Raw genomic sequence first — 12,206 nt, forward strand, 5'->3', positions numbered from 1 at the left:
ATGACCGTAACCATCGCCCGCCAAGGGGAAATCGCCACCGTCACCGTGGACAACCCGCCCGTCAACGCGCTGTCCGCGGCGCTGCGGCAGGGGCTGTGGGACGCGGTGGAGACGCTGGACGCCGACGGCTCGGTCGCGGCGGTGGTGCTGGTCTGCGCCGGCCGCACCTTCATCGCCGGGGCCGACGTGACCGAATTCGGCAAGCCGCCGGTTCCGCCGCACCTGCCCGACCTGGTGGACCGGATCGAGGCGGCCGCGAAGCCCTGGGTCGCGGCGATCCACGGCTCGGCGCTTGGCGGCGGGCTCGAGGTGGCGATGGGCTGCCGCTTCCGGGTGGCCGCGCAGGGTGCCTCGCTGGGCCTGCCCGAGGTGAGCCTGGGCATCGTTCCCGGCGCCTCGGGCACGGTGCGCACGCCGCGCCTGGTGGGCGTTCCGGCCGCGGTCGAACTGGTGACTTCGGGCCGGCCCCTGCGGGCGGCGCAAGCCGCCGAGGCCGGGCTGGTCGATGCGGTGATCCAGGGCGATCTGCTGGAAGGCGCCGTGGCCTTTGCCCGCCACGCGCTGACCCGGCCCTTGCCCCAGCCGACCTCGGCCCGCCCCGTCGCCGCGCCCGACCCGGCCTTCTGGGCCGAGCAGGAAAAGGCCGTCGCCAAGGCCGCCAAGGGCGCCGCCGCGCCGCTGCGGGCGCTGGCCTGCCTGCGCAAGGCGGCCGAGGCAAGCTTTGCCGAGGCCATGGCCTTCGAGCGCGAGACCTTCCTGGAACTGCGCAGCTCGGAACAGGCGGCGGCACTGCGCCACGTCTTCTTCGCCGAGCGCGCCGCGCCGCGCCCGGCCGCCCTGCGCGATGTCGAGCCCTTGCCCCTGCGCCGCGCGGCGGTGGTCGGCGGCGGCACCATGGGCGCGGGCATCGCCGCCGCCCTGCGCGACGCCGGCCTGCCGGTGGTGCTGGTCGAACGCGACGACGAGGCGGTGGCACGCGGCATGGCCAACCTGCGCGGCATCTTCGACGGCGCCGTCCGGCGCGGCAAGCTGACCCAGGCGCAGGCCGCCGACCGGCTGGCCGGCGTCACCGGGACCACCGACTATGCCCAACTGGCCGATGCCGATCTGGTCATCGAGGCGGTGTTCGAAGAGATCGGGGTCAAGCGCGCCGTCTTCGACCGGCTCGCCCAGGTCTGCCGGCCGGATGCGGTGCTGGCGACCAATACCTCCTATCTCGACCCGCGCGCCATCGCCGGGGGGCTGCCCGGCCCCGAGCGTTTCATCGGCCTGCATTTCTTCAGCCCGGCCAATGTGATGAAGCTCCTGGAGATCGTGCCCGTGCCCGAGACTTCGGAGCGCACGCTGGCGACCGGCTTTGCCCTGGCACGGCTGCTGAAGAAGATCCCGGTCCGCGCCGGCATCTGCGAGGGCTTCATCGGCAACCGCATCCTGAAGCGCTATCGCGCCGCGGCCGAGGCGCTGGTCCGCCAGGGCGTGGCGATTGCCGAGATCGACGCCGCCATGCGCGGCCATGGCTTTGCCATGGGCCCGTTCGAGGCGCAGGATCTGGGCGGGCTCGACATCGCCTTCCTGCAACGCGAGGGCGCGCGGGCGGCGGGGCAGGCGGTGCCCGAGACGCTGGGCGACATCCTGGTCCGCGCCGGCCGCAAGGGGCAAAAGACCGGCGGCGGCTGGTATGACTATGCGCCGGGCGAGCGGCGCCCGCAGCCTTCGGCCCTGGTGGCCGCGCTGCTGGCGGGCGCGATCACCCCCGGCGCGGCGATGGACCGCGATGCGATCGCCGCGCATCTGGTCGCCGAGATGGCGGCTGAGGGGCAGGCGATCCTGGACGAGGGCATCGCGCAAACCCCCGCCGACATCGACCTGGTCGAGATCCACGGCTACGGCTTTCCGCGCTGGCGCGGCGGCCCGATGTTCGCGACCGGCATCCGCGGCTGAAGCGGCGGGGGCCGGGATCTGGACAGGGCAGGGCCGCTTGAAACCATGCGGCCCTGCCATGCCCGGATCGGTGCGACGCAGAACCTTGCGATTTCGCCGCCGCCACGCGATGTCCTCGTCGGGCGTCGGGCGTCGGGCGTCGGGCGTCGGGCGTCGGGCGTCGGGCGTCGGGCGTCGGGCGTCGGGCGTCGGGCGTCGGGCGTCGGGCGTCAGGCGGCGCGGCGCAGGCGCGTGGCGGCGGCCCCGGCCAGATCCAGCAGCAGCGCGCGGCTTTCTTCCCAGCCCAGGCAGCCGTCGGTGATGCTCTGGCCATAGACCGGCACCTGGCCGGGCTGCAGATCCTGCCGCCCCGCCACCAGGTTGCTTTCCAGCATGACGCCGCGGATGCGCGCCTCGCCGGCGCGGATCTGCGCCGCGACATCGGCGATCACCGCCGGCTGGCGCGCCGGATCCTTGCCGCTGTTGGCGTGGCTCGCGTCGATGACGATGCCGGGCTCGATGCCGGCCCTGGCCGCAGCCGCCGCCACCGCCGCGACATGCCCGCCGTCGTAGTTCGGCCCGTCATGGCCGCCGCGCAGCACGACATGGCAGGCATCGTTGCCGGTGGTGGTGGCGATGGCCGCCGCCCCCTGGGCGGTGATCGCCGGGAAGCTGTGCGGCCGCGCGGCCGAGCGGATCGCGTCCAGCGCCACCTGCACCCCGCCATCGGTGCCGTTCTTGAACCCGACCGGGCAGGACAGGCCCGAGGCCAGCTGGCGGTGGATCTGGCTTTCCGTGGTGCGCGCGCCGATGGCGCCCCAGGCGATCAGGTCGGCGAAATACTGCGGCAGGATCGGGTCCAGGAACTCGGTCGCCGCCGGCAGGCCCATGCGGTTGATCTCCAGCAGCAGGCGGCGGGCCAGGGGCAGCCCGTCCTCGATCCGGTCCGAGCCGTCCAGATGCGGGTCGTTGATCAGCCCCTTCCAGCCGACGGTCGTGCGCGGCTTTTCGAAATAGACCCGCATGACGATTTCCAGCCGGTCGGACAGCGCGCGGCGCAGCTCGGCCAGGCGCGCGGCGTAATCCAGCGCCGCCGGGACGTCATGGATCGAGCAGGGGCCGGCAACGACCAGCAGCCGGTCGTCGCGCCCGGCCAGGATGGCGCGGATGGCGGCGCGGCTGTCGGCGACGGTGCGCGACACCGCCTCGTCCCGCGGCAGCGATTCGGCCAGGGCGGCCGGGGCGGGCAGGGGTCGCAGGGTGGCGATATGCAGGTTCTCGGTCTGGATGGGCATGGCTCTCTACTTTCTGCAAGAGGCCGGACCGGAAGCGCATGGAACTGAAAAAGCCGCCGGTCTTGGGCCAGCGGCTTGGGGGTCAGTATCGCGTTCGCGCTACACCCGGCTCCGCTGGGGACAGCGGAACCAATAAAACGAAATGGTGCAGGGCATTCGATGCGACATGGGCCATCCATAACCGCTGCGCGGCGCGCTGTCACGCCGATTCTTGCGCACGGGCTTTGGCGGCGCTCGGCCCCGTGCTACCCTGCCGCGCATGACCAGGATGCAGCCTTCCACCGCGGGACCGGGCGGGGCCGATGGGGACGAGCAGGGCGGCTCGCCCCCCTGCCAGGCCGCGCGGATCGCGCCGGATTACTTCGACCCGCTGGCCGTCGATGCAAAGCAGGCGCGCGACGTGGCGCGCTGGCGCAAGGCGCGGCGCGAGGAATTGCTGGCCCACCGCGCGGGCCTGAGCATCGCCGCGCGCCAGGCCGCCGCCGCGGCCATCGCCAGGGCCCTGGACGAGGTGCTGGCCGCGCATCTGCCCGATCCCCGCGGCCGGGTGATCGCCGGCTATTGGCCGATCCGGTCGGAACCCGACCTGCGCCCCTGGCTGGCCCGCCTGCACGAACGGGGCGCCATCCCGGCCCTGCCGGAGGTCGTGCGCCCGGCGAGCCCGCTGGTCTTTCGCCCCTGGCATCCCGGCGCGGCGATGCGGCGGGGGCATTGGAACATCCCGGTGCCGGCCAGCGCCGAGACGGTGGCGCCCGAGGTGATGCTGGCCCCGCTGGTCGGCTGGGACGGCGCGGGCTATCGGCTGGGCTATGGCGGCGGCTATTTCGACCGCACGCTGGCCGTGCGGCAGCCGCTGGCGATCGGGGTCGGCTTGCAGGCGGCCCGGCTGGCGACGATCTATCCGCAACCCCACGACATCCGGCTGGCCGCCATCGTCACCGAACGCGGCCTGCAATATCCGCCCCGTCCCGGCATGGCGTGAAAAATCTTGCCGGGCATCGCGTCGATTTCCGCGCCTGCGGCGTTGGGCGACAGCCGGCGCCGTTCCGCGCAACCCTCGGCAGGCAGGAAAGGAAACAGCGATGACCAAGACGATCCTGGGCCTCAGTGGCAGCCTGCGGCGCGCCTCGTTCAACGCCGGGCTGCTGCGCGCCGCGGCCGACCTGGCCCCCGAGGGGGTGCGCATCCAGATCGGCTCGATCCGCGAGGTGCCGCTCTACGACGGCGATCTGGAGGCCGAGTCGGGCCTGCCCCAGCCGGTGCGCGCCCTGCAAGCGCAGCTTGCGGCGGCGGACGGGTTGCTGATGGTGACGCCGGAATACAACAACGGCGTGCCGGGCGTGTTCAAGAACGCCATCGACTGGATGTCGCGCGGCGAGGGGCTGGCGATGTTCGTGGGCAAGCCGGTGGCGGTGATCGGCGCCTCGCCCGGCGGTTTCGGCACCATCCTGGCGCAAAGCCATTGGCTGCCGGTACTGCGCACGCTCAAGGCCGCGCTGTGGACCGAGGGGCGGCTGATGGTCTCGCGCGCGGAATCGCTCTTCGACGACCAGGGCAACCTGACCGACGACAAGATGCGCGCGCAGCTGCGCAAGTTCCTCGAGGGTTTTGCCGCAACCCTCTGATGCGGGCCGGATAAACGCCAAAGGCAGCCCGGAGGCTGCCTTTCCTGCGTCGGTGCGGCGAAAGGTTATTCGGCCGCGAAGGTGGTGGCGAACTGGCCGCACCAGTCGTTCGACTTGACGACCGGCCAATAACCCCTGGTGTCCGCGTCCCTTTGGTTGACGGGCGGGTTGGCGCGGCACAGGCCGGAATCGGACAGCGTGCTGGCGGAGTTGGCGACGTGATCCTCGTAGAACGCGCAGGCGTTGCAGGCGGTTTTGGTCATGGCTGTTGCTCCTGTCTGGCGGGCATGTCTTGGTTGCTGGCTGGCTTTCGGCTGGCTGGCGACCTTGGCAAGGATATAGAGGCCGATTCGCCGAAGGTCAAGAAATAATCTTGTAAAAACATATAGTTGACAGAATTACTTGGCGTTCTGATCCTGATCCGAACGCTCGGATTTGGATTTTGCGTCCTGTGAAAAACGCTCGGGAAAGGGCGGCGCGGGCGTCAAGAAAGCTTCACCGGACTGCGCCAATTCCGTCACCGATCCCGGCTATCAGCGCCCCAACCGCTCATGGAGGGCCGCCTTGCTTGCAGTTCAGAACGTCACCCGCGTCTTTTCCGGGCGTGCCGCGGTGGACGACATCAGCTTTGCCGTGGACGGCCCGGCCTTCGTCGGCATCATCGGCCGCTCGGGGGCGGGGAAATCGACCTTCCTGCGGATGATGAACCGGCTGACCGATGCCTCGGCCGGGCGGATCTGCGTGGACGGGCGCGACATCCTGGCGCTGCGCGGCCGCGACCGCCGCGCCTGGCAAAGCCAATGCGCGATGATCTTCCAGCAGTTCAACCTGGTGCCGCGCATGGACGTGGTCTCGAACGTGCTGCACGGGTTGCTGAACCGCCGCCCGGCGCTGGCCACGCTGTTCAACCTGTGGCCGCGCGCCGACATCCTGCGCGCGCTGGAGATCCTGGACCGGCTGGGCATCGCCGAACAGGCGCCCAAGCGGGCCGAGGCGCTGTCGGGCGGCCAGCAGCAGCGCGTGGCCATCGCCCGCGCGCTGATGCAAGACCCCAGGATCATCCTGGCGGACGAGCCCATCGCCAGCCTCGACCCGATGAACGCGCAGATCGTCATGGACACGCTCAAGCGCATCAATGTCGAGGACGGGCGCATGGTCATCGCCAACCTGCACACGCTGGACACCGCGCGGCGCTATTGCGACCGGGTGATCGGCATGCGCGACGGGCGCATCGTCTTCGACGGCACGCCGGCGCAGCTTTCGACCGGCGTCGCCCGCGACATCTATGGCGCCGACCACAGCTTCAACGAGGCCGCAACCTCGACCGCCATTCCCACCGATGCCATCGCCGATGCGGCCTATGCCGCGCGGCTGATGGCCTGACGCTTCCCGCAATACCGCAACCCATGGAGAGACCATGAAACCGCTTGCCCTGGCGCTTGCCGCCGCCACCGCCCTGACCTCCGGCCTGATCTCGGCCGCCTCGGCCCAGCCGATCACCGGCTTCAACCTCGGGATCATGGGCGGCGAGAACGCGCAGGACCGCATGACCTCGAACGAATGCTACCGCGCCGCCATCGAGGCCCAGCTGGGCGTGCCGGTCAAGGTCTTTACCCCCGCCGATTACGACGGCGTCATCCAGGGCCTGCTGGGCGGGACGCTGGACATGGCCTGGCTGGGCGCCTCGGGCTATGCCAAGATCCACCTGACCGATCCCGAGGCGGTCGAGCCGGTGCTGACCAAGCAGAACATGGACGGCTCGACCGGCTATTACGCCATCGGCTTCGCCCGCAAGGACAGCGGCATCGCCTCGATCGAGGACGCCAGGGGCAAGTCCTTCGCCTTTGCCGAGCCGAACTCGACCTCGGGCTACCTGGTGCCGGGGGCCGAGCTGGCCGAGACCCATGGCAAGCTGGAGGATTTCTTCGGCCAGGTCCGTTTCGCGGGCGGGCACGAGCAGGCGATCATCGGCGTCGCCAACGGCGATTTCGACGCCGGCGTCAGCTGGGCCGACGGTCTGGGCGACTGGGAGGACGGCTATAACTCGGGCGCCTTCCGCAAGGCCGCCGATGCCGGGCTGGTCGAGATGAACGACCTGGTCGAGATCTGGAAGTCCAAGCTGATCCCGGAAGGGCCGATGGTGCTGCGCAAGGCCCTGCCGCAAGAGGTCAAGGACAAGGTCACGCAACTGACCGCCGACCTGCACGAGACCGACAAGGACTGCGCCTATGGCGTCGCCCATGGCGAGGCCATGGATTTCGTGCCGGTGACGCATGACGCCTATCTGGGCGTGGTCGCCGCGCGCAAGTTGCAGGAAACGGCGCAGTAAAGCGCCCCCCGGCCGCGTCCCTAGGGGGGGCGCGGCATCCGCATTTCATCCGCAGGATCTTCATGGCCGCCCTTGCCCCGGACGACATCCGCGACGCCTATCTGGAACTGACGCGCCGCCGCCGCCTTTACGGCGGGCTCTTGCTGGTGATCTTCGTCGCCATGATGGCGGCCGGGTTCCGGCTGGCCGAAAGCCGCAATGCCGGCGGCTTCGTCGATGGGCTGCCGATGCTGCTGGCCTTCCCCTCGGAGGTGCTGGCCGAGGCATGGCAGAAGCGCGCGAACCTGCCCGGCCTGCTGGCCGAGCATCTGCCCTCGCTGGTCGAGACGCTGAACATCGCCGCCGTCTCGACGCTCATGGGCGGGCTGATGGCGATGGGGCTGGCGCTTCTGTCCACGCGCGGGCTGGCGCGCTGGCCGCGGCTGACGGGGCTGTTCCGCCGGCTGATGGACGCGCTGCGCGCCGTGCCCGAGATCGTGGTCGCGCTGGTGCTGATCTATATCCTCGGCGGCGGGCCGGTGCCGGCGGTCATCGCCATCTCGCTGCATACCGCCGGCGCGCTCGGCAAGCTGTTTTCCGAAGTGGCCGAGAACGCCGACCTGAAGCCGGTCGAGGGGCTTGCCTCGGTCGGCGCCGGCTGGGGCCAGCAGGTCGGGCTGGGGGTCCTGCCGCAGGTGGCGCCGAACTGGCTGTCCTATGCGCTGATGCGGTTCGAGATCAACCTGCGCGCCAGCGCCATCCTGGGCTTCGTCGGTGCGGGCGGCATCGGCTACGACCTGAAGCTGGCGATGCAATGGGGCATGGGCCGCTATGACGAGGTGGTGGCGATCTTTGCGCTGCTCTTCGTCGCCATCGTCGCCATCGACCGGCTGTCGGACCATGCACGCAGCCGGCTGGTAAGGGGCTGAACCATGACCGCTGCCACGCTTTCCCCCGCCCTGGCCGATACCGTGCTGACCCGTTTCGCCCGCCGCCGGCTGGCGGCCTTTGCGGTGCCGCTGGCGATCCTGGCCTACCTGGCCTATGCCGCCATGGCCTTCGACATCGCCGGGCTGGCCGGGCGGGCGCGGATGGACAATGCCGCGGTGCTGCTGTCGGATTTCTGGCAGCACAAGACCCATGTGACGCGGGACAACCGTTCGGGCGCCTTGCGCGTCGCCATCGACGGCGAGGCCAAGGGCACCTATCCGCCGGACCGCCTGCCGGGCTGGATCGCCACCCAGGGCGACGCCACCCGCATCGACCTGGGCCAGGGCCATGTCGTCACCTATGACGCGCAGGGCGCGCGCTACGAGGTGCCGGGCTATGGGCTGATCGACATCCGCCCCCAGGACGGCGGGCTGCACCTGACCGCGCCCCAGCCGCTGCCCGACTGGATCAACGCCTCGGACAGCCGGGTCAGCGTCACCACCCCGGCCGGGCGCTTCGCCTATACCCGCTCCAAGGTCGAGACCTTTCGCTATCAGCCGGGCTGGGCGCTGTTCTTCTTTACCCTCGACAGCCCGTTCCACTACATGAGCTGGCCCGAGATCGCCGCCAGCGCGCTTTGGGGGCCGCGCGTCGATCCCGGCCTGCCCAATGTCGCCGCCATGGCGCGGGAGTTCTGGACCAACGCCATGTGGCGGCACGGCGACGTGATCTGGGCCATGTTCGAGACGGTGCTGATGGCCTTCCTGGGCACCTTCGGCGCGGCGCTGGTCGCGCTGCCGCTGGGCTTCATGGCGGCGCGCAATATGATGCCCTTTGGCGCGCTGCGCTTTGGCCTGCGCCGGGTCTTCGACTTCATCCGCGGCGTTGACGGGCTGATCTGGACCATCGTGCTGGCCCGCGCCTTCGGCCCCGGCCCGATGACCGGGGCGCTGGCCATCCTGCTGACCGATACCGGCAGCTTTGGCAAGATGTTCTCGGAAGCGCTGGAAAACATCGACGAAAAGCAGGTCGAGGGCATCCGCTCGACCGGCGCGGGCGCCGTGCAGCGGGCGCGGTTCGGGGTGATCCCGCAGGTGACGCCGGTGCTGCTGTCGCAGGTGCTGTATTTCCTGGAATCGAACACGCGCGGCGCCACGGTGATCGGCGCCATCGTCGGCGGCGGCATCGGCCTGTTGCTGACGCAGGCGATCCAGACCCAGAAGGACTGGGAGGACGTGGCCTATTACATGGTGCTGATCGTGCTGATGGTGATGGCGATGGACAGCTTTTCGGGCTGGCTGCGCCGCAGGCTCATCAAGGGCTAGCGCCGTCGATCAACGCGCAAGGCGGGAAGGCGGCAGAAACCGCACCCCCGCCCACAGGGTCGGTCATGCCCCAACCCTGCTTGCGCCCCCGCGTGAGGGCAGGCACCCCAGGGCGAACCCGGCGCATGGCCTTACGCGCGGTTGGGCTTGCGGCCTTCCGAAGGCGGCGGGCGAAGGTTGTTGGCTTCAAGCCAGGCCGGTTTTTCGGCATACATGTCGCCAATCAGCCGCTTGACCAGGTCGAGATGGCGCGACGCATCGCCCGCGCGGTGGTAAAGGATTACCGGGGACACCGCCCGCGGGCTGTCGATAAGGCGATACTGCACGTCGGACCGCATCTGCCGGGCCGACGACGGTATGATGCAGACGCCCGAATCCGCGGCGACCAGGCCAAGGGCGGTCTGGATCTCCCGGACCTCCAGCACCTCGGAGGGACGGATGTCCTCGTCCTGAAGCAGGCTCAGGACCTGGTCGGCATAGCTGGGGCGCGGCTCCTTGGGATAGACGATCAGCTTCTGGCCGGCGACGGCGGCAAGCGGCAGCGGCGCGTCGTCCTGGGCCAGGGGCGTGCCCTCGGGCAGCGCGACGACAAGGCGTTCCTCGCGCATGAGCGTGCTGACGACATTCGGGTCGCTGTGCTTCAGGCGGCCGAAGCCGATGTCGATGCGGCCTTCCTTCAGCGCCGGTATCTGCTGGATCGACAGCATTTCGAGCAGCTGGATATCCAGCTCGGGCGCGTTCTGGCGCAGCTTCCTGATCAGCGACGGAAGGCCGCCATAAAGCGTCGAGGCCACGAAGCCGACGGACAGCACCCGGTTGCGGTTCATGCCCACCCGCCGCGTCGCATCCTTCATCTGGTCGACCCGCCCCAGCACCTGCAGGGCCTGTTCATAGAACAGGCGTCCCGCATCGGTCAGCTTGATCGGCCGGCTCTTGCGGATGATCAGGACGACGCCCAGCTCTTCCTCGAGCAGCTGGATCTGCCGGCTCAACGGCGGCTGGGCGATGTGCAGGCTTTCGGCTGCGCGGGTAAAGTTGCGCTCGCGCGCGACGGCGGCGAAATAGCGCAACTGCCGCAAATCCATGGAAAGCCCCTCCTGTCTGCCAGACGAATCTTACCCGCGTCCTGGGTATTTTGCGGCGGATCAACCCGCTGAAATGCGGGATAATTCGCAGTATAATACCTTCAGAGCATAGTATCAAACCCAAACGGTGTTGGACGAAAGGCATGGCCGGCCGCAATCTTGCCGGCATGAACCAGACATTCGCACCCCTTGCCCCGACCAACGCCGTCAGCCCGGTCATCGACCGGGTCGAGACCATCCTGGTCGACCTGCCCACCATCCGGCCGCACAAGCTGTCGGTCGCCACGATGAACGGCCAGACCCTGATGCTGGTCAAGCTGCATTGCAGCGACGGCGTGGTCGGCATCGGCGAAGGCACGACGATCGGCGGGCTGGCCTATGGCGGCGAAAGCCCCGAAAGCATGAAGCTGGCGATCGACACCTATTTCGCGGCGGTGATGCTGGGCCAGGACGCGACCCGCATCCAGGCGCTGATGGCGCGCATCGGCAAGGCGGTCAAGGAAAACCGCTTTGCCAAGAGCGCCGTCGAGACCGCGCTTCTGGATGCGCATGGCAAGCGGCTGGGCCTGCCGGTCAGCGAGCTTTTGGGCGGCCGGCGCCGCGACCGGCTGGCGGTGGCCTGGACGCTGGCCTCGGGCGATACCGCGACCGACATCGCCGAGGCCGAGCGCATGCTGGACCTGCGCCGCCACCGCATCTTCAAGCTGAAGATCGGCGCCCGCGACATCCGCGACGACATCGCCCATGTCGCGGCGATCAAGCGCGCGCTTGGCGACCGCGCCGCGGTGCGGGTCGACGTGAACATGGCCTGGAGCGAGACCGAGGCGGCCCATGGCATGGCGGCCCTGGCCGATGCCGGCTGCGAGCTGGTCGAGCAGCCTGTGGCCGCGGCCGCGGGGCTGGTGCGGCTGGTGCGCCGCTTTCCCACGGCGCTGATGGCCGATGAATCGCTTTCCGGCCCGGAATCGGCCTTCGAGCTCGCCAGGGTGCATGGCGCCGATGTCTTTGCCGTCAAGATCGAGCAATGCGGCGGCTGCTTCAACGCGCTGCGGGTGGCGGCCATCGCCGATGCCGCCGGGATCGGCCTTTACGGCGGCACCATGCTGGAAGGCGCGGTGGGCAGCATCGCCTCGGCCCATGCCTTCTCGACCTTCGCGAACCTGCAATGGGGCACGGAACTGTTCGGGCCGCTGCTTCTGACCGAGGAGATCCTGTGCGAGCCGCTGGATTACAGCGACTTCGCGCTGACGGTTCCGTCCGGGCCGGGGCTCGGCATCCAGCTGGACGACGACCGCGTGGCGTTCTTTGCCCGCGACGGCCTGCACCGCAAGACCCGCCCCGCCGGCCAAGGAGGATGACGATGCTGTTCCATGTTCGGATGGATGTGAACATCCCCCGCGACCTGCCCGCCGAGGAGGCGGCCGAGATCATCGCGCGGGAAAAGGCCTATTCGCAGGCGCTGCAGGCCAGCGGCAAGTGGCGGCACATCTGGCGCATCGCGGGCGAATACGCGAATTTCAGCATCCTCGACGTCCGGGACAATGCCGAGTTGCACGAGATCCTGTCGGGCCTGCCGCTGTTTCCCTTCATGAGGATCGAGGTGACGCCCCTGCTGCGCCACCCGTCCTCGATCCGCGAGGACGACCGCTAGAGCCATCATTCCCAAAGGGCCGGCGGAGGAGCCGACCCGTCCCAGTTTCCACGAGAATCCAGGAGGA

At 69.6% G+C, this 12,206-nt stretch carries 12 protein-coding genes; 9 read left to right on the plus strand and 3 right to left on the minus strand.

Features of this window, described 5'->3' with window-relative positions; all coding sequences use genetic code 11:
- Complete coding sequence (locus KF941_RS22925) at window positions 1-1,941, plus strand: 3-hydroxyacyl-CoA dehydrogenase NAD-binding domain-containing protein (protein ID WP_214274648.1); 1,941 nt, start codon at window positions 1-3, stop codon at window positions 1,939-1,941.
- Window positions 1,942-2,150: 209 nt separating this feature from the next.
- On the opposite strand, the gene KF941_RS22930 is transcribed toward KF941_RS22925, so the two are convergent.
- Complete coding sequence (locus KF941_RS22930; RefSeq protein ID WP_214274649.1) at window positions 2,151-3,215, minus strand: 3-deoxy-7-phosphoheptulonate synthase; 1,065 nt, start codon at window positions 3,213-3,215, stop codon at window positions 2,151-2,153.
- 268 nt (window positions 3,216-3,483) lie between these two features.
- Between KF941_RS22930 and KF941_RS22935 the strand changes: the two genes are divergently transcribed.
- Window positions 3,484-4,197 carry a 5-formyltetrahydrofolate cyclo-ligase gene (locus tag KF941_RS22935; RefSeq protein ID WP_240540596.1) on the plus strand — a complete coding sequence of 238 codons (714 nt, stop codon included), beginning with the start codon at window positions 3,484-3,486 and terminating at the stop codon, window positions 4,195-4,197.
- Between the two features lie 100 nt (window positions 4,198-4,297).
- Window positions 4,298-4,840 (plus strand): NADPH-dependent FMN reductase, encoded by a 543-nt coding sequence (locus tag KF941_RS22940; RefSeq protein ID WP_214274651.1) that lies wholly within the window; start codon window positions 4,298-4,300, stop codon window positions 4,838-4,840.
- A 65-nt stretch (window positions 4,841-4,905) separates the two neighbouring features.
- Here the strand turns inward: KF941_RS22940 and KF941_RS22945 are convergent, their stop codons facing one another.
- Complete coding sequence (locus tag KF941_RS22945) at window positions 4,906-5,103, minus strand: hypothetical protein (RefSeq protein WP_036755362.1); 198 nt, start codon at window positions 5,101-5,103, stop codon at window positions 4,906-4,908.
- Between the two features lie 301 nt (window positions 5,104-5,404).
- Here KF941_RS22945 and phnC point away from each other — a divergent pair, with 301 nt between their 5' ends.
- The 4 genes from phnC to phnE (KF941_RS22965) all read left to right on the plus strand — a co-directional run bounded on the left by phnC (window position 5,405) and on the right by phnE (KF941_RS22965) (window position 9,403).
- Complete coding sequence (phnC, locus tag KF941_RS22950) at window positions 5,405-6,223, plus strand: phosphonate ABC transporter ATP-binding protein (protein ID WP_214274652.1); 819 nt, start codon at window positions 5,405-5,407, stop codon at window positions 6,221-6,223.
- A 34-nt stretch (window positions 6,224-6,257) separates the two neighbouring features.
- Window positions 6,258-7,169, plus strand: a complete 912-nt coding sequence (phnD, locus tag KF941_RS22955) for a phosphonate ABC transporter substrate-binding protein (RefSeq protein WP_036755356.1) — start codon at window positions 6,258-6,260, stop codon at window positions 7,167-7,169.
- A 62-nt stretch (window positions 7,170-7,231) separates the two neighbouring features.
- Entirely contained in the window at window positions 7,232-8,077 is an 846-nt protein-coding gene (gene phnE / locus KF941_RS22960) for a phosphonate ABC transporter, permease protein PhnE (protein ID WP_214274653.1), read from the plus strand.
- A 3-nt stretch (window positions 8,078-8,080) separates the two neighbouring features.
- Window positions 8,081-9,403: a phosphonate ABC transporter, permease protein PhnE gene (gene phnE / locus KF941_RS22965; RefSeq protein ID WP_214274654.1), complete on the plus strand. Its 1,323-nt coding sequence runs from the start codon at window positions 8,081-8,083 to the stop codon at window positions 9,401-9,403.
- Between the two features lie 131 nt (window positions 9,404-9,534).
- Here phnE (KF941_RS22965) and KF941_RS22970 read toward each other — a convergent pair whose 3' ends face one another.
- Entirely contained in the window at window positions 9,535-10,488 is a 954-nt protein-coding gene (locus KF941_RS22970) for a LysR family transcriptional regulator (RefSeq protein ID WP_214274655.1), read from the minus strand.
- A gap of 143 nt (window positions 10,489-10,631) precedes the next feature.
- Here KF941_RS22970 and KF941_RS22975 point away from each other — a divergent pair, with 143 nt between their 5' ends.
- Together KF941_RS22975 and catC are read left to right on the plus strand one after the other, a co-directional pair.
- Window positions 10,632-11,846 (plus strand): muconate/chloromuconate family cycloisomerase, encoded by a 1,215-nt coding sequence (locus KF941_RS22975; protein WP_276315889.1) that lies wholly within the window; start codon window positions 10,632-10,634, stop codon window positions 11,844-11,846.
- Window positions 11,847-11,848: 2 nt separating this feature from the next.
- On the plus strand, window positions 11,849-12,139 hold the full coding sequence (catC, locus tag KF941_RS22980) for a muconolactone Delta-isomerase (RefSeq protein ID WP_214274656.1): 291 nt from the start codon (window positions 11,849-11,851) through the stop codon (window positions 12,137-12,139).
- Window positions 12,140-12,206: the final 67 nt, after the last annotated feature.

The sequence above is a fragment of the Paracoccus sp. pheM1 genome (genome assembly GCF_018499825.1).
Lineage (GTDB): Bacteria > Pseudomonadota > Alphaproteobacteria > Rhodobacterales > Rhodobacteraceae > Paracoccus > Paracoccus versutus.

Bases quoted from the DNA above. Each gene is read 5' to 3' on its own strand.
- KF941_RS22925 (WP_214274648.1), top strand. From the start codon at position 1: ATGACCGTAACCATCGCCCGCCAAGGGGAAATCGCCACCGTCACCGTG.
- KF941_RS22930 (WP_214274649.1), bottom strand. From the start codon at position 3,215: ATGCCCATCCAGACCGAGAACCTGCATATCGCCACCCTGCGACCCCTG.
- KF941_RS22935 (WP_240540596.1), top strand. From the start codon at position 3,484: ATGCAGCCTTCCACCGCGGGACCGGGCGGGGCCGATGGGGACGAGCAG.
- KF941_RS22940 (WP_214274651.1), top strand. From the start codon at position 4,298: ATGACCAAGACGATCCTGGGCCTCAGTGGCAGCCTGCGGCGCGCCTCG.
- KF941_RS22945 (WP_036755362.1), bottom strand. From the start codon at position 5,103: ATGACCAAAACCGCCTGCAACGCCTGCGCGTTCTACGAGGATCACGTC.
- phnD (WP_036755356.1), top strand. From the start codon at position 6,258: ATGAAACCGCTTGCCCTGGCGCTTGCCGCCGCCACCGCCCTGACCTCC.
- phnE (WP_214274653.1), top strand. From the start codon at position 7,232: ATGGCCGCCCTTGCCCCGGACGACATCCGCGACGCCTATCTGGAACTG.
- phnE (WP_214274654.1), top strand. From the start codon at position 8,081: ATGACCGCTGCCACGCTTTCCCCCGCCCTGGCCGATACCGTGCTGACC.
- KF941_RS22970 (WP_214274655.1), bottom strand. From the start codon at position 10,488: ATGGATTTGCGGCAGTTGCGCTATTTCGCCGCCGTCGCGCGCGAGCGC.
- KF941_RS22975 (WP_276315889.1), top strand. From the start codon at position 10,632: ATGGCCGGCCGCAATCTTGCCGGCATGAACCAGACATTCGCACCCCTT.
- catC (WP_214274656.1), top strand. From the start codon at position 11,849: ATGCTGTTCCATGTTCGGATGGATGTGAACATCCCCCGCGACCTGCCC.